This is a genomic window from Bartonella tribocorum, assembly GCF_002778015.1.
Classification (GTDB): Bacteria; Pseudomonadota; Alphaproteobacteria; order Rhizobiales; family Rhizobiaceae; genus Bartonella; species Bartonella tribocorum_B.
This window is the reverse complement of record NZ_NJPP01000001.1, coordinates 174792-191717: the sequence shown is the minus strand read 5'-3', so window position 1 is coordinate 191717 and position 16926 is coordinate 174792. Positions and strand designations below refer to the sequence as shown.

Genomic DNA, 16926 nt, shown 5'->3' with positions numbered 1-16926 from the left:
TCAGAGTAGTAATAAATTAAGAACCTAACGCATCTTTAAGAAACGCAGCAAGTTGTTCAAGGTGTTTCACCATTAACCCAGAGGCCGGTGATGCACTCGCAGGACGCCCTGCATAACGAGCACGTGAATATTGCGCATTAATATGCGTCAAAACCCATTCCAAATAAGGCTCAATAAATGACCAAGCCCCCATGTTTTTTGGTTCCTCCTGGCACCAAAAAATTTCTGCCTGCAAAAAGCGCGACAACACATTCACCAAAACTTTTGCAGGGAAAGGATACAACTGTTCAACACGAAGGAGATAAACATCATCGATACCCTTTTTTTCACGTTCTTCATAAAGATCGTAATAAACCTTCCCCGTACAAAGAACGACACGGCGAATTTTATTATCTTTTTGCAATTTCACGACAGAATCTTTGAGATATTCTGCATCATCAAGCAACACACGATGGAAACTTGTTTCTGGCCCCATTTCATCGAGAAGAGAAACAGCCCGTTTATGACGCAAAAGTGATTTTGGTGTCATCAAAATCAAAGGCTTACGGAAATCACGCTTAATTTGTCGACGTAAAATATGAAAATAATTTGCAGGGGTTGTACAGTTAGCAACCTGCATATTATCTTCCGCGCAAAGCTGAAGAAACCTCTCTAAACGTGCAGAAGAATGTTCTGGTCCTTGCCCTTCAAAACCATGAGGCAATAAACACACAAGACCAGACATACGAAGCCATTTACGCTCTGCTGATGAAATAAATTGATCAAAAATGACCTGTGCACCATTAGAAAAGTCACCAAATTGCGCTTCCCAAAGTGTTAATCCTCGTGGTTCAGCAAGAGAATATCCATATTCAAAACCAAGAACAGCTTCTTCAGAAAGCATGGAATTAACAACTTCATAAAGCGCTTGCCCCTTTTGTAAATGATTCAAAGGAATATAGCGCGCTTCATTTTCTTGATCATAAAGAACAGAATGACGTTGCGAAAAAGTTCCTCGTTCAACATCTTCACCGGAAAGACGAACCGGCGCTCCCTCTAAACAAAGTGAACCAAAAGCTAAAGCTTCAGCGGTTGCCCAGTCAACACCCTCACCCGTTTCAAAAATTTTAGCACGATTGTTTAAAAAACGTTGAATGGTCTTGTGAACATTAAAATCTGCTGGAACTTCGACAAGTTTCTCGCCAATTTCCTTTAAAGTTTTTAATTCAACACCCGTTGTTCTTGAATGTTGCTCATCAGCATTACTAAAAGCTTTGATTCCCGTCCAGCTCCCATCGAGCCAATCAGCCTTATTAGGCTTATAAGAAGCACTTGCTTCAAACTCCCCTTCAAGTTTATCGCGCCATAACTTTTTTTGTTGCTCAATTTCTTCTGAAGAAATCATTCCTTCTGCTATCAATTGCTCACTATAAAGCTGAAGCGTTGTTTTATGATTACGAATTGCTTTATACATAAGTGGCTGTGTAAAGGAAGGTTCATCACCTTCATTATGTCCATAACGGCGATAACAAAACATATCAATGACCACCGGTTTATGGAAAATCTGACGAAACTCCATTGCTATTTTTGCAATAAAAACAACGGCTTCAGGATCATCACCATTCACGTGGAAAATGGGAGCATCAATCATTTTTGCAACATCAGATGGATAAGGTGAAGAACGTGAAAAACGTGGCGCTGTTGTAAACCCAATCTGATTATTGATAATAACATGAAGTGAACCTGCAACACGATAACCTTTAAGACCTGAAAGACCAAAAGTTTCCTGAATAACGCCTTGTCCTGCAAAAGCAGCATCACCATGAATAAGCAATGGCAACACTTTTGAACGCTCACTTAATGGGAGTGAATCAGTATGTGTAGGTCCCACAAGTTGATCTTGTTTAGCACGCGCTTTTCCCATAACAACCGGATCAACAATCTCAAGATGAGAAGGATTAGGCAAAAGTGATAAATGAACTTTATTCCCATCAAAGTCCAAATCTGCAGTCGTTCCTAGATGATATTTAACATCACCTGATCCCTCTACATCATCGGGCTTATAAGATCCCCCTTTAAATTCATGAAAGATAGCCCTATGCGGCTTGGCGAAAACTTGCGAAAGAACATTTAAACGACCACGATGGGCCATTCCTAAAATAACTTCCCTAACCCCTAAAGCACTGCCACATTTAATAATATGTTCAAGAGCAGGAATCAACGCTTCACCACCATCAAGCCCAAAACGTTTTGTACCTTTATATTTAGTGTCTAAAAACTGTTCAAATCCTTCTGCCTGAATAAGCTTATTCAGAATAGCTTTCTTGTCTTGCTGTGTGAAAGAAATTTTTTTATCTCGCCCTTCAATACGCTCTTGAAGCCATGCTTTCTGGACTGGATCAGAAACATGCATATATTCCACACCGATTGTTGAACAATAGGCTCGATTAAGAATTTCAAGCATTTGCGGAATAGTTGCATATTCCAACCCTAAAACATTATCAATAAAAATGGGACGCTCATAATCAGCGGGAATAAAACCGTAAGCTTCTGGAGAAAGTTCTTTATAATCTTCCAGCTTTTCTGCCAATTGAAGAGGGTCAAGATTTGCACGAAGATGCCCCCGTGCTCGAAACGCACGAATCATCATAATGGCATGAACAGAATCACGTGTTGCGCGAATAATATCTTGTTCATTGGAAATTTTTCCCCCTTGAACAGTCCCTTTTGCTGCTTTGTCCTTTAATTTATCACCAAGATATTTTTCAAGAGAAGACCAATCACCATCAAGAGCAGAAACCAACTCACCATTTGGCTTCAACGGCCAATGATCACGCTGCCATGTTGCCCCTTCAGCATTTTTAAGAACATCTTCTTTGTTATCATGAAGGCCTTCAAAAAAAGCACGCCATTGTGAATCAACACTGGTAGGATCTTTTTCATACTGCGCATAAAGTTGATCTATATAATCAGCATTCCCACCATAAAGAAATGACGTCTGTGCAAAAAGACTATTTATCTCGTCCTGCCTTGCCATATACCTCTCCGGAACATCTATTCCGTCTCCTTATATCTCTTTTCGACCTTTCAATGCTTACAAAGCAGATGAGGGTACGAACATTCAAAAAAGTTTTACTTTTTTATACTCAAGTTTTTTTTCATCTGAACTAAGAAAATATTCTTATTCAGATGAAATTTTCTTTTAGCCCTTCAAAACTGACATCAAGGTCTTACCTATTTGTGATGGCGAAGGAGACACACGAATTCCAGCTGATTCCATTGCCGCAATTTTATCTTCTGCTCCGCCTTTACCACCAGAAATAACAGCACCAGCATGTCCCATTGTACGTCCTGGAGGCGCCGTACGACCAGCAATAAAGCCAACAACCGGCTTTTTACGCCCTTTTCTTGCTTCATCTTGGAGAAATTGTGCAGCTTCTTCTTCAGCAGATCCACCAATCTCACCAATCATAACAATAGATTGGGTTTCATCATCCGCTAAAAACATTTCCAACACATCAATAAATTCAGTCCCCTTAACAGGATCACCACCAATCCCTATAGCGGTTGTCTGTCCCAGACCTTCCTGACTTGTTTGAAAAACAGCTTCATAAGTTAAAGTTCCCGACCGTGAAACAACCCCAACAGAGCCTTTTCTAAAAATAGAACCAGGCATAATACCAATTTTACATTCATCTGGCGTGAGAATACCAGGACAATTAGGGCCAATAAGACGAGATTTTGAATTTTCTAATCGCGCCTTTACTTTCACCATATCCATAACGGGAATACCTTCCGTAATACAGATAATTAAACGAACTTCAGCTTCAATAGCTTCTATAATAGCGGCCGCAGCCCCTGCAGGAGGAACATAAATAACGGAAGCATCCGCGCCTGTTTTTTCTTTTGCTTCTGCAACACTAGCAAAGATAGGAAGAGTTTCACCTTTTGAACCTTCCCATATTTCTCCACCCTTTTTAGGATTAACACCACCAACCATTTGCGTGCCATGATAAGCCAGCGCCTGTTCTGTATGAAATGTTCCTGTTTTTCCTGTAAGTCCTTGAACGAGAACTTTCGTTTCTTTATTCACCAGAATCGACATAACCTACGCTCCCTTCACGGCTGCAACAATCTTTTGAGCAGCATCATCTAAATCATCAGCGGGAATAACATTCAAACCACTGTCATTGATAATTGCTTTACCCTGCTCAACATTCGTACCTTCAAGACGCACAACCAAGGGAACCTTTAAACCAACTTCACGAACAGCAGCAACCACACCTTCAGCAATGACATCACAACGCATAATACCACCAAAAATGTTAACCAAAATGCCTTTAACATTTGGATCAGCCGTAATAATCTTAAAAGCAGCTGTTACCTTTTCTTTTGATGCTCCACCACCAACATCCAAAAAATTCGCCGGCTCAGCTCCATAAAGCTTGATAATATCCATGGTCGCCATAGCAAGACCCGCACCATTGACCATACAACCAATTGTACCATCAAGAGCAACATAAGCAAGATCATGCTTTGAAGCTTCGATTTCTTTTGGATCTTCTTCTAAAAGATCACGCAATTCTAAAATATCTGGATGACGAAACAAAGCATTATTATCAAAAGAAACCTTCGCATCAAGGACGCGCAAGTGACCATCTTTCATCACAATAAGCGGATTGATTTCTAAAAGGCTCATATCTTTTTCACAAAATGCCTTATAGAGAATTGGAAAAAGCTTTTCACCATCTTCCCGCGCACTATCGTGCAATTCTAATGCATCACAAAGTCTTGCACAGTCAGCAGAGGTAACACCCTCTACAGAATCAATGGGTAGTGTGAAAATTTTCTCTGGTGTCTCTTCAGCAACCGTTTCAATATCCATTCCCCCTTCTGTTGAAACAACAAAAGCAATCCGACCAACGCTACGATCAACCAAAAGTGAAAGATAAAGTTCGCGCTCAATATCGGCTCCATCTTCAATATAAAGACGATTAACCTGTTTACCCTCTGGACCCGTTTGTTTGGTTACCAAAGTTTTTCCAAGCATTTCTTGAACATTTGCAACAACTTCTTCAACAGATTGTGCAAGCCGAACACCACCTTTTGCCTCAGGATCAAGTTCTTTAAACTTACCCTTACCACGACCACCAGCGTATATCTGACTTTTAACCACATAGAGAGGCCCAGGCAATTTTTTTGCCCATTGTTCAGCTTGCTCTACAGAATAAACAGCAACACCATTTGCAATGGGTGCTCCATATTCATGAAGCAGACGTTTGGCCTGATACTCATGGATATTCATGCATTTGTCCTTTTCTTTTATGGAATTATTATTAATTCTAAAATACTTTATTTTAATGAACGAAATCTTATTTTATTACTTGAGACTAGGCACAAGAGCAATACAAGCTTCACAAAGCTTTTTGACCGCATTGACGGAATGATCAAAAGCATCTCTTTCCTCTTTATCAAGACCAATTTCAATGACCCTTTCAACACCACCTGCACCAAGTACAACCGGAACACCAACATAGGTATCATTAACGCCATATTCTCCTGAAAGATAGGCTGCAACTGGCACAACACGTTTAGTGTCCTTTAAATAGGCTTCAGCCATAGAAACAGCAGAAGCAGCTGGTGCATAATAAGCAGAACCTGTTTTTAACAAACTAACAACTTCTGCACCACCATCACGGGTACGTTGAATAATTTGATCAATTCTTTCCTGTGTTGTCCAACCCATTTTAACAAGATCTGGCAAAGAAATACCACCAACTGTTGAATAACGCACCAAGGGCACCATTGAATCACCATGCCCACCTAAAACAAACGCTGTAACATCCTTAACAGAAACTTTAAATTCTTCAGATAAAAAATAACGAAAACGTGCTGAATCAAGAATACCAGCCATACCAACCACTTTATGCACAGGAAGACCTGAAAATTTCTGTAACGCCCACACCATTGCATCAAGAGGATTTGTAATACAAATAACAAAAGCTGAAGGTGCATACTGTTTAATCCCAGCACCAACTTGTTCCATGACTTTTAAATTAATACCCAAAAGATCGTCACGGCTCATACCAGGTTTGCGTGGCACTCCTGCTGTTACAATAACAACATCAGCCCCTTCAATTGTTTCATAAGCATTTGCACCTTTTAAATTAACATCAAAACCATCCACAGGTGAGGATTCAGCAATATCAAGAGCTTTACCCTGTGGCATACCTTCTGCAATATCAAATAAGATCATATCAGCAAGCTCTTTAAGCCCAATAATATGCGCTAAAGTACCCCCAATCATACCTGAACCAATGAGAGCTATCTTTTTTCGTGCCATTTTATTTTTTCCTAACTTTATAGATAATTCAGCGCAAATTCATCAGCGCCCATATACTGAATATTTTTGACTTCAACCCCATTTAAACAATATCACAAAAAGGAGTAAAGAAATGAAATTTACAAATTTCTCTTCTTCCAGAAACAACAATCCTCCACAGAAACAACTATTAGAAAACTACCATGATGTATCGATAAAGTGAATTTAAAAAAAATACAACAGAATTATTACATTTCTTTAATTTCAAAGAGTTATTATTTTTACAGTTTACGTAAAGGTAAAAGTATAATCAACGCTTCTTCTTCAAAAGAAAATTTTCTTTCCAGAGTTTCAAATAATCATGGCTTTGCATTTCAAAAAGACGTGACTGTGTTCTTTTAAATTCAAATGTTTCCGCAGTCTGAGCATGCCCCTTATATAAATCCTCCACCCCTGCTGCTGCCGACATAAATAACCGGATATGGCGCTCATAAAGAATATCAATAAGCAAAATAAACCGTTTTGTTTCATTGCGACATGTATCATCCATGATCGGTACATTATCGATAAAAATCGTATGATAACGCTCCCCTAATACCAAATACTCAGCCGCAGCCAAAGGTTTTGCACACAAGTCTTGATAATCAAAGCGTGCACACCCCGCAGCAAAACGCGGAATAGGAATAAAGCGGCCTCTTATAGAAAGCGCATCAGACATTTCCTTATGTCCTTGCAACACAAGTTCCCACGCTTGATCCATGCATTCATCTGCTTTTTTCCCTAAAGGGTTTACATACACGGACTGTAAATTTGATTTTTCAAGACGATAATCTGTTTTTGCGTCAAGATTAACAACGCGAACATATCCTTTCAAAGTTTGAATAAAAGGTAAAAAGAGTTCACGATTTAAACCATTATAATAAAGATTATCCGGCGCCACATTTGAAGTCGCAATAAAGAAAATTCCCTTCTCAAACAAAGCAGAAATAAGCCGCCCCAACACCATAGCATCAGCAATATCTGTTACACTAAATTCATCGAAACAAAGCACCTTTGCTTCTCGTGCAAGATCTTCAGCAACAGCTAAAATAGGATTATCTTGTTTAGATTTTGCACGCCCAGATGCTTTACGATAAAAATTAATACGCTCATGCACATCAGCCATAAAATCATTAAAATGGGCGCGCTTTTTATGACTCTTCGGCAAACAAGAAAAGAACAAATCCATCAGCATGGTTTTGCCCCGTCCTACTTCACCATAAATATATAATCCCTGAAAAGAACCGTTTTCATCCCCCTGTTTTGCAAAACGAGCAATATTTTGTCTTTTCTTTTTAAATATTCTTTTTAAAAAAGACCAAAATATCCAAAAAAAAGAACGAGAAACATTCTGTTCCAAATTTTTTTTTAATAAATGATCAAAGTGCTCTGTTACAACCAATTGAGCTGGATCAAAACGGACTTTCCCTTCAGAGACCAGCTCCTTATAGCGCGTTGAAACAAAAACCATCCAAACAACCTTTTTCCAACGGTTTTCAATGAAAAATACAAATTCTTTTCACGAATCTGCCCATGTAGCTTATTTTTCATAAGCGGTCAAAAATGATCTAACGGCTTAAAACGACGGGATGATCATCAAGTGTACGTCCCTCAAAACGATCAACATTTGAAGAATAAAGGGCGACGATAACACGTCCAGAATTATTATAAAAATATAATCTTTTTCCTTTAACAGCCCATGATCTCACTTGGGAAGCAATTCCAGGACAGTGTAAAGGACCAGCGCGGTACCCTTGTCCAAACTTTGTTTGTGGCGTTGCAATCCGACAAGCTTTACCCCCAATAGAAAGATTCCATACCCCAGCAATACTTGCAGGAAACAAATCAGTAGCATTGCTTGGCAATTCGAGACTAGCCATTCGTCCATCACTTTGAGAATTTCCTTTCTCATACATCGAAGCGTCTGCAGATTCAGAAGTAGATGATGAATCTGTCACTTCCAATGTTGTCATTTGTTGATATGGATAAAAAACTTCTAATGCGTTACTATTATCATTATTGTCAAACCGCGTTGTTGAACATCCTCCTAAAAGTATTACAGTTGACATTGCAACGAAAAACGAATTTTTTGAAAACGACATATCTGTACTCTCTCCCACGGAAATAAAAAGCCCACAAAAAAATTAAGCGAACATTCATTATAGTTACAAAGATAGATTAACAAATTAAAAAAACAGGATTAAAATCACTTATTTTAAACAAAATAATTTATGTGCCTAGTTTTATTTTATTAAACACTAGAAATTTATAAGATTTTTAGTCATATATTATACTCCTTTATAAGTAATCTTTAGAATAGAGAAATTTCATGAAAATGCCATTTAGCAAAATGGACGGTCTTGGAAATCAAATTATTGTTGCTGATATGCGCGAAAGCACACAGGCTCTTACACCACAAGCAATCCTCGCTTTATCGACAGATCCAGAAATGCATTTTGATCAAATCATGGCCATCCACACACCAACGAAGAAAGAAGCGGACTTCCGCATCGAAATATGGAATGCTGATGGTTCAAAGGCTAAAGCTTGTGGCAATGGTACCCGCTGTGTCATTGCATGGCTCACAGACCACAATTTGGGTGAAAATTTTCGTTTAGAAACACCTGCTGGAATTATTGAAGGAAAACAGCAGACTAGCAACCTCATCTCTGTTGATATGGGATGCCCAAACTTCAATGCAAAAGAGATGCCTGTTTCACGTGAAATAGTTGATACCAATCACGTAGAAATTACGGCTGGTCCTCTAAAAGATGCTTGCCTTATATCTATTGGCAATCTCCATGCTGTCTTTTTTATTGAAAATGATATTCAACATTTTCCATTAGAAAAATATGGATCCAAACTTGAACATGATCCGCTTTTTCCAGAACGATGCAATATTTCCATTGCTTGCATAACGTCAAAGAAAAGTCTAAATTTACGCACATGGGAACGAGGAGCAGGATTAACACAAGCATGTGGGAGCGCTGCTTGTGCGAGTGCAGTGGCCGCTTATCGACGTGGTCTGACACAGCGCTATATCGATGTAAACTTACCAGGGGGAACACTTAATATTTTTTACAGAGAAGACGATCACATTATTATGACGGGACCAATAAAATATCAATTTAGTGGTTTTTTAAACCCTTTAACAGGCTGCTACGAAAAGGATCACTCTTGATGGCAGTAGAAATTGTAACTTTCGGTTGTCGACTCAATAGCTACGAATCGGAAATCATTCGCAAAGAAAGCACTTCTTCAGGGCTAGACCAGCTCAAAGATGGTGCGATTATCTTTAACACCTGCGCTGTCACTGCCGAAGCCGTCCGACAAGCAAAACAAGCTATCCGCAAAGCGCGACGTGAAAATCCTCATGCCCGCATTATTGTAACAGGATGCGCTGCCCAAACAGAAACGCAAAATTTTGCCTCAATGACAGAAGTGGATCTCGTTTTAGGAAACGAAGACAAACTTCATTCCCATTCTTATCGTCAACTTCCTGATTTTGGTGTTAACCATTCTGAAAAGGTGCGCATCAATGATATCATGGAAGTTAAAAAAATTGCTCCCCATATGGTCAATGCAATGCAAGAACGCACCCGCGCTTTTGTACAAGTGCAAAACGGATGCGATCATCGTTGTACATTTTGCATTATTCCTTATGGACGTGGGCCATCTCGTTCAGTTCCCATGGGGGCTGTTATAGAGCAAATTAGAAAATTGACAGACGAGGGGATTCAAGAAGTGGTTCTTACAGGTGTTGACCTTACAAGTTATGGTCACGATCTTCCTGGAAAAGCGACTCTAGGAAAATTAACCTCAGCCATTTTGCATCATGTTCCTGATTTGCCTCGATTACGTCTTTCATCTATTGACTCTATTGAAACAGACGAAGAACTCATAAATCTTTTAGCCTATGAAAAAAGAATTATGCCTCATCTACATTTATCCTTGCAAGCAGGTGATAATATGATTTTAAAACGGATGAAACGGCGACATTTGCGTGAACATGCCATTCAATTTTGCCAAGAATTGCGGGCCAAACGTCCTACAATGGTTTACGGTGCCGATTTAATTGCGGGTTTTCCTACGGAAACAGAAGAGATGTTTCAAAACAGTCTTTCTTTGATCAAAGATTGTCATTTAACCCACCTTCATGTTTTTCCCTTTAGTCCAAGAGAAGGAACACCTGCCGCACGAATGCCACAAGTCAACCGTAAAATAGTTAAGATGCGTGCTGAGAGATTGCGTAAAGCAGGTGAAGAAGCTTACCTAAAACATCTTACTTATTTACAAAACAGTCAACAAACAATTCTCGTTGAAAAAGATGAAATTGGACGAACAGAAGATTATACTCTTGTACAAATTAAAGGTGCAAAAGCAGGAACAATTGTTCAAGCCCTTATTATTGGCCATGATGACGATAAATTAATTGCTGTCCTTCCAAAATTAAACGCTGCTTGAGCAGGAAAACTCTTATGACGAAATCTTTTATAAAAAAAATATTCTCTTTTAACAAATCTAAAGAGAAGGAAATGGAACAAATTTCTATTCCTGATAAAAGCGATATAATAGAAAAAAATGAAAGGATAAAAAACTGTCACATCTCTACAAATGCAGAACAAGAAGAAAATCAAAAGTTAAGATCTGTAGAATGTGATGAAAAGTCGCAATCTTTAGAGTCGCATTCTGATAAAGCCTCTCTTTCTGACAAAATTCCCCTTTCTGGAAAAATTATTGTCACAAATACCATCCATGAAAAAAAGAATGAAGAAGTTTTATCTGAACCGTCCGTTGAACAAAAAAAAACAGCATGGTTTGGACGTCTTAAAAAAGGTCTAGCCCTTTCTTCACAACGTCTAAGCGGTTCAATTGGCGACCTCTTTGTTAAAAGAAAACTTGATGAAGAGACATTACAAGAATTCGAAGATATTCTTATTCAAGCTGACCTCGGTGTAGAAACAGCAACACACATCACGAATACTTTAGCTTCCAGTCGTTATGAAAAAGATCTCTCCCCAGATGATATTCATACGATCGTTGCTGATGAGATAAAAAAAATTCTGGAACCTGTAGCAATACCGTTAGAACTTGATCTCAATCATAAGCCTCATGTTATTTTACTAGTCGGTGTAAATGGCACTGGAAAAACTACAACGATTGGAAAACTTGCCGCCAAATTAACTGAAGGGGGACTAAAAGTTATGCTTGCTGCTGGTGACACTTTCCGAGCCGCAGCGATTGAACAATTACATATTTGGGGTAAACGTACCGATTCTCCTGTCATTTCAACAAAATTGGGTGCCGATTCCGCAAGCTTAGCCTTTGATGCTTTTGAGAAAGCAAAAAAAGAAAACAGTGATGTATTAATTATTGATACAGCAGGGCGTTTACAAAATAAATCTGAATTGATGGATGAGTTGGCAAAAATTATTCGTGTTTTAAAAAAACACGCCCCCCAAGCTCCCCATACAATCCTTCAAACGCTTGATGCAACGACCGGACAAAATGCACTCAGCCAAGTGGATATTTTCCGTGATATTGCTGGTGTTAATGGTTTAGTCATGACAAAGCTAGATGGAACTGCACAAGGAGGAATTCTTGTTGCTATCGCAGCAAAATATAAATTACCCATTTATTTTATCGGTGTAGGAGAGAATATTGAAGACCTTCAACCATTTTCTGCTTCTGACTTTGCCGAAACTATAGTAGGAAAACATACATGAAACAGCCTTTATCTAACCCTAATTCATACAATAATTCTGAGAAAAATATGAATGATAATAAGAAAACACCTCTCTCACCAACATTTAAGTTCCTCTTAGAAATGGGACCATTGGTTGCTTTCTTTTTTGCTAATTATAAAGGAGAATGGTTGATAAAAAACATTGGATTTTTTCAAAATTTTAGTAAACCTATTTTCCCTGCAACAGCTATTTTTATGGTAGCAATTATTATTTCTCTAAGCTTATCGTGGATCCTTGCAAAACAAATTCCCATTATGCCTCTCATTTCGGGAATATTTGTTCTCATTTTTGGCTTTCTAACGCTCTGGCTTCATAATGAAACTTTCATAAAGATGAAACCAACTATCATTAACAGCTTTTTTGCTTTTATATTGTTTGGTGGGATGTTTTTTAAAAAGCCACTTTTACGTTACGCCCTTGATTCTACCTTAAAACTTGATGATTTAGGCTGGCAAAAACTCACCTATCGTTGGGCATTTTTTTTCGTTTTTCTTGCCCTTTTGAATGAAATTATTTGGCGCAATTTTAGCGATAATTTTTGGACGAATTTCAAAGTTTTTGGCGTGATGCCTATAACAGTCCTTTTCATGCTTACCCAAATGCCCATCATTATAAAGCACTCACAAGGGCTTTTTACAGAAGAGGACAAATCTGATTCTTAAACAAAATGTACCTATAATCATAAATTACTTTTCAGTTTCATCGTTGCATACTGTTCATGGAAAAAAGACATGCTGATTGAACAATTTATCTGTCGAGAAGATAATTTTGGTGTACTCATTCATGACGAAAAAAGCGGCATGACAGCCGCAATAGATGCTCCTGAAAGTAAAGCAATTCATAATGCTTTAAAACATCGTAATTGGACACTTAACACTGTTTTTGTGACTCACCATCATCACGATCATGTAGAAGCAGTAGCAGAATTAAAACAAGTGTACAACGCTATGGTTATCGGACCAGAAGCAGAAAAAGAAAAAATTCATCATATTTATCAAACACTTAAACCTGATGAAAAACTTTTCTTTGGTTCTCACACGCTTTTAGCTCTTTCAACACCTGGCCATACGCTGGGAGCTCTATCCTACTATTTTCCTGAAAAAAAATTACTCTTTGCTGGAGATACGCTTTTTTCACTTGGTTGTGGACGTCTTTTTGAAGGAACAACCACACAAATGCTGAATTCTTTAAAAAAACTTCGTGAACTCCCCAATGAAACACTTCTCTATTGTGGACACGAGTACACAAAAAATAATGCTCTTTTTGCATTGACACTTGACCCACATAATCAAAAACTTCAACGAAGAGCAGAAGAAGTTTTTTTATTACGTGCAAAAAACACCGCAACTCTCCCTGTTACTTTAGAGCAAGAAAAAGAAACAAACCCCTTTCTTCGTTGGGATGACCAAACAATCAGAAAAAATCTTTCAATGAAAGATTCTACAGATGAAGAAGTTTTTGCTGAAATCCGAAAAAGAAAAGATAATTTTTAGTCATGTTCAGATTTTTAAGATTTGCATTGTGCTTTTTTCTTTTTGCATCATATGCTCAAAAAATAAAACACTGATGATTCTTTTTTATATCACCTGCTATCGGCAATTATTTCTTAACATAAATTTTTCTTTTAAAGTTTAGAAAAATTAAAACTTAAAAAGAATGCAAAAATTTTCTTCCAGAAACAAAAAATGATCCTATCACTTATCATTCTTATATTCTCTCTAACATTGAAAATTACACTGTCCATATTTCTAGTAAATTAAAATTCATGAATATTTTAAAAGAAAATGATCTCACACCTAAAGATTTCGCTGCTGGAGCTCTAACATTTAAAGGGATATCAATGATTTTTGTATTTGCACCCGAAAAGAAATTTTCACCTGATAAGGGACATTATATCTCTAAACAATTTTGAATTTATTAAAAAATACTTTTACAAAATAACGAATCTTTCAGGGAGCTGTAAAGAGCTTATTTTGAGAAACTAATCAATTATGATACATTGAGAGTTGTTATCCCATTACTATAATTAGTCAATATGTTGATTTTAAATGATAATTTACTGTTTTAATGTTGAATAGTGAGTACGAATATCGTAAGATTCTCTGATAACAAATCTCTCTTCTGTTGAATCAATCAAAATCATCTTCTTGCATGTTACAAGCAGGGAAAGCCGCGTGGAGTGAAACTCTACAATAAAAATACCTTTTATGAATCATCTTAAATATCAAGAACTTCGTCGCACATTGAAAACTGGTGGAATGTGTGATGATGCGGCTTGCTTTTTCATAAGCCATAAAGATAGAGAAGTTCTGCTCTGTAATTTTATATATTCATGGAGCTTTAGTTGTACCATTTCACGAACATCATCTCGAAATGGATTTCAGAGTATTGAAAGATGTCTTTTAAAACAAGTATGTGAATTAGTGATCCAATGATGTTCTATTCTTCGTTAGAGATATGTCTCTATTAAAAAATTATCATATTTTCACCATTCCGAATAATTAACTTATATTCTTATTATGCCTACAAATGATTTTTATAAAAACAAAGAGCAACAAACAGAAATTTTTTATTAAAATTCACAAAAGAAAAGAAAATTTTTAGTCATGTTTAAACTTGCATTGTGCTTCCTCTTCCTTTCCTCTTTTGTATCATATGCTCAAGAACAAAAACAAGAGACAGATAAGCATTCTTTTACATCAGCTCTTATTGCAAATTATCTCTTGACAGAGGATTTTCTTGTAAAGCTGGAGAAAATTGAAAAAGAATGTAAAAATTTGCCTCCAGAAACACAAAAAGAAAACACAAAGAACAATCCTATCACTGATGATGATCATATTGAAGAATATATCACTTATATTTCTAGTAAGCGAGAACTTGTAAATATTTTAAGAGAGAATAATCTCACACCAAAAGATTTTGTTGTTGCTCATCTAACACTTCAAGCAACATTGATTGTGCTGACAAATGAAGAGAATTCTCCTTATGTAAAAAACGCTATATCCTCAAGAAATATAGAATTTGCTAAAAATCATATGTATAGAATGATCAAAATTTTAAAAGGTCATTGTTAAGAAATTTATTTTTATAACAATTAGTTAACTTTGTAAACGCCGGCAAATTTCATCTAATTGTTCTAATGAAGAATAGCGTATTTTTAAATCTCCACCTTTTTTACCATGACGAATAATGACTTTCATCCCGATCACATCTGCAAGTAATTTTTCTAAAGATTTTGTTTCTGCATCTTTCTTCATAGTCGTACGTTTTTTAGTTTTAGGATTTGCCTGTTCATATGCAAGTATTTCTGTTTGACGAACAGAAAGTCCTTCACGGATAATTTTTTCAGCTAAATCTTGTGGATTATCAACAGTTATAAGACACCGTGCATGACCTGCCGAAAGTTGTCCATCCGTTAAAAATTGTTGTACTTTTTCTGGAAGTTTTAATAAACGAAGCGTATTTGCAACATGACTACGACTTTTTCCAATAACTTGTGCTAAATCCACTTGTGTATAATCATGTTCATTCAAGAGCATCTCATATCCTTTTGCTTCTTCGATAGGATTAAGATCAGCCCGCTGAATATTTTCAATAATAGCCAATTCCAAAGCGGTTTTATCGTCCACATCACGAATAATAACGGGTAATTGATTTAAATTTGCACGTTGTGCTGCACGCCAACGCCGTTCACCCGCAATCAATTCAAACCGATGAGGATGATCTCTTAAAGGCCTTACAATAACCGGTTGAACCACACCATGCTGACGAATTGATTGTGCCAAATTATCAAGCTCTGTTTCAGTAAAATGACGCCGCGGATTGTGAGGATTACATGAAATAGCTTCAATGGATACGAAACGTTCAGAAATGTTACCGGATTCATTTAATTTATCAAAGCTTGATGAACGTGCAATATTGTTGTTTAAATTGATATCTCCAATTAATGCTGCTAATCCACGTCCTAGTCTTTTTTTTGAGAGATCATCATTCATAATTTTTCTCTTTAAATTTTTAGATTATTTTTTCATATTTCTAAGCAGCAGCGCGTGCTTGTTTTTCACGTTGAATCACTTCTGATGCTAGACGCAAATAAGCTTGGCTTCCAGCACATTTGAGATCATAAAGCAATACAGGTTTACCAAAAGAGGGTGCTTCTGATACTCTTACATTTCGTGGAATAACAGTACGATACACTTTATCTCCCATAAAAGAGCGTACATCTTCAACAACTTGATTTGAAAGATTATTCCGTCCATCATACATTGTTAGAACAATACCTTGAATTTCTAAAGTTGGATTAAGAACAGAGCGCACTTGTTTTACTGTTTCAAGCAATTGGCTTAAACCTTCAAGTGCTAAAAATTCACATTGCATAGGCACCAAAACAGAATCTGCAGCCCCCATAGCATTAAGTGTAAGAAGATTAAGTGATGGTGGACAATCAATTAAAATATAATTGAATTTTTTTTCCATTTCCGGATCATCATAGAGAGCTTTACGTAAACGTTGTATACGATCTTTTGATGAAGAAATTTCCATTTCCACACCTAAAAGATCGAGTGTAGAAGGAACGATATGAAGATTGGGTACTGCTGTTTTTAAAGCCGCTTGTGTAATTGAAATGCCTGAAACCAGAACATCATAAGACGACAAAGGACGACTATTACGATCAATTCCCAAGCCTGTACTTGCATTACCTTGTGGATCAACATCCATAATAAGGACATTCTCACCAATGGCTGCTAAAGCTGTTGCAAGATTAATTGCTGTGGTTGTTTTTCCGACTCCACCCTTTTGGTTTGCAATAGCGATAATTCGTGTTTCGCTCATTTTGCT

At 37.2% G+C, this 16926-nt stretch carries 14 protein-coding genes; 6 read left to right on the top strand and 8 right to left on the bottom strand.

Translation table 11 applies throughout. The features are described from left to right. Window positions 1–16: 16 nt before the first annotated feature. The 6 genes from CEV08_RS00710 to CEV08_RS00685 all read right to left on the bottom strand — a co-directional run bounded on the left by CEV08_RS00710 (window position 17) and on the right by CEV08_RS00685 (window position 8442). Window positions 17–3016 (bottom strand): 2-oxoglutarate dehydrogenase E1 component, encoded by a 3000-nt coding sequence (locus CEV08_RS00710; protein ID WP_100129873.1) that lies wholly within the window; start codon window positions 3014–3016, stop codon window positions 17–19. Between the two features lie 165 nt (window positions 3017–3181). After that, window positions 3182–4084, bottom strand: coding sequence for a succinate--CoA ligase subunit alpha (sucD, locus tag CEV08_RS00705; RefSeq protein WP_100129872.1), 903 nt, complete (start codon window positions 4082–4084; stop codon window positions 3182–3184). A gap of 3 nt (window positions 4085–4087) precedes the next feature. Beyond that, on the bottom strand, window positions 4088–5284 hold the full coding sequence (gene sucC, locus CEV08_RS00700) for an ADP-forming succinate--CoA ligase subunit beta (RefSeq protein ID WP_100129871.1): 1197 nt from the start codon (window positions 5282–5284) through the stop codon (window positions 4088–4090). 75 nt (window positions 5285–5359) lie between these two features. After that, entirely contained in the window at window positions 5360–6322 is a 963-nt protein-coding gene (mdh, locus tag CEV08_RS00695) for a malate dehydrogenase (RefSeq protein ID WP_100129870.1), read from the bottom strand. 289 nt (window positions 6323–6611) lie between these two features. Next, entirely contained in the window at window positions 6612–7811 is a 1200-nt protein-coding gene (gene zapE, locus CEV08_RS00690) for a cell division protein ZapE (RefSeq protein WP_100129869.1), read from the bottom strand. A gap of 97 nt (window positions 7812–7908) precedes the next feature. Continuing rightward, entirely contained in the window at window positions 7909–8442 is a 534-nt protein-coding gene (locus CEV08_RS00685) for an AprI/Inh family metalloprotease inhibitor (protein ID WP_100129868.1), read from the bottom strand. 227 nt (window positions 8443–8669) lie between these two features. On the opposite strand from CEV08_RS00685, the gene dapF reads away from it, so the two are divergent. From dapF to CEV08_RS00650, 6 genes are all read left to right on the top strand, one after another. Further along, a complete protein-coding gene (gene dapF / locus CEV08_RS00680) occupies window positions 8670–9521 on the top strand; it encodes a diaminopimelate epimerase (RefSeq protein WP_100129867.1) in 852 nt (283 codons plus the stop codon). After that, window positions 9521–10804, top strand: coding sequence for a tRNA (N(6)-L-threonylcarbamoyladenosine(37)-C(2))-methylthiotransferase MtaB (mtaB, locus tag CEV08_RS00675; protein ID WP_100129866.1), 1284 nt, complete (start codon window positions 9521–9523; stop codon window positions 10802–10804). The genes dapF and mtaB overlap by 1 nt, the downstream gene beginning before the upstream one ends. A 14-nt stretch (window positions 10805–10818) precedes the next feature. Then, window positions 10819–12066 (top strand): signal recognition particle-docking protein FtsY, encoded by a 1248-nt coding sequence (gene ftsY / locus CEV08_RS00670; protein ID WP_100129865.1) that lies wholly within the window; start codon window positions 10819–10821, stop codon window positions 12064–12066. Then, window positions 12063–12749, top strand: coding sequence for a septation protein A (locus tag CEV08_RS00665; protein ID WP_100129864.1), 687 nt, complete (start codon window positions 12063–12065; stop codon window positions 12747–12749). The genes ftsY and CEV08_RS00665 overlap by 4 nt, the downstream gene beginning before the upstream one ends. Window positions 12750–12818: 69 nt before the next feature. Continuing rightward, a complete protein-coding gene (gene gloB / locus CEV08_RS00660) occupies window positions 12819–13580 on the top strand; it encodes a hydroxyacylglutathione hydrolase (protein WP_100129863.1) in 762 nt (253 codons plus the stop codon). Between the two features lie 1230 nt (window positions 13581–14810). Beyond that, a complete protein-coding gene (locus tag CEV08_RS00650; protein ID WP_245407008.1) occupies window positions 14811–15161 on the top strand; it encodes a hypothetical protein in 351 nt (116 codons plus the stop codon). Window positions 15162–15185: 24 nt separating this feature from the next. Here CEV08_RS00650 and CEV08_RS00645 read toward each other — a convergent pair whose 3' ends face one another. Both CEV08_RS00645 and CEV08_RS00640 read right to left on the bottom strand, forming a co-directional pair. Next, complete coding sequence (locus CEV08_RS00645; RefSeq protein WP_100129861.1) at window positions 15186–16082, bottom strand: ParB/RepB/Spo0J family partition protein; 897 nt, start codon at window positions 16080–16082, stop codon at window positions 15186–15188. A 40-nt stretch (window positions 16083–16122) separates the two neighbouring features. Continuing rightward, entirely contained in the window at window positions 16123–16920 is a 798-nt protein-coding gene (locus tag CEV08_RS00640; RefSeq protein WP_100129860.1) for a ParA family protein, read from the bottom strand. Between the last annotated feature and the right edge of the window lie 6 nt (window positions 16921–16926).

Bases quoted from the DNA above. Each gene is read 5' to 3' on its own strand.
- CEV08_RS00710 (WP_100129873.1), bottom strand. From the start codon at position 3,016: ATGGCAAGGCAGGACGAGATAAATAGTCTTTTTGCACAGACGTCATTT.
- sucD (WP_100129872.1), bottom strand. From the start codon at position 4,084: ATGTCGATTCTGGTGAATAAAGAAACGAAAGTTCTCGTTCAAGGACTT.
- sucC (WP_100129871.1), bottom strand. From the start codon at position 5,284: ATGAATATCCATGAGTATCAGGCCAAACGTCTGCTTCATGAATATGGA.
- mdh (WP_100129870.1), bottom strand. From the start codon at position 6,322: ATGGCACGAAAAAAGATAGCTCTCATTGGTTCAGGTATGATTGGGGGT.
- zapE (WP_100129869.1), bottom strand. From the start codon at position 7,811: ATGGTTTTTGTTTCAACGCGCTATAAGGAGCTGGTCTCTGAAGGGAAA.
- CEV08_RS00685 (WP_100129868.1), bottom strand. From the start codon at position 8,442: ATGTCGTTTTCAAAAAATTCGTTTTTCGTTGCAATGTCAACTGTAATA.
- dapF (WP_100129867.1), top strand. From the start codon at position 8,670: ATGAAAATGCCATTTAGCAAAATGGACGGTCTTGGAAATCAAATTATT.
- mtaB (WP_100129866.1), top strand. From the start codon at position 9,521: ATGGCAGTAGAAATTGTAACTTTCGGTTGTCGACTCAATAGCTACGAA.
- ftsY (WP_100129865.1), top strand. From the start codon at position 10,819: ATGACGAAATCTTTTATAAAAAAAATATTCTCTTTTAACAAATCTAAA.
- CEV08_RS00665 (WP_100129864.1), top strand. From the start codon at position 12,063: ATGAAACAGCCTTTATCTAACCCTAATTCATACAATAATTCTGAGAAA.
- gloB (WP_100129863.1), top strand. From the start codon at position 12,819: ATGCTGATTGAACAATTTATCTGTCGAGAAGATAATTTTGGTGTACTC.
- CEV08_RS00645 (WP_100129861.1), bottom strand. From the start codon at position 16,082: ATGAATGATGATCTCTCAAAAAAAAGACTAGGACGTGGATTAGCAGCA.
- CEV08_RS00640 (WP_100129860.1), bottom strand. From the start codon at position 16,920: ATGAGCGAAACACGAATTATCGCTATTGCAAACCAAAAGGGTGGAGTC.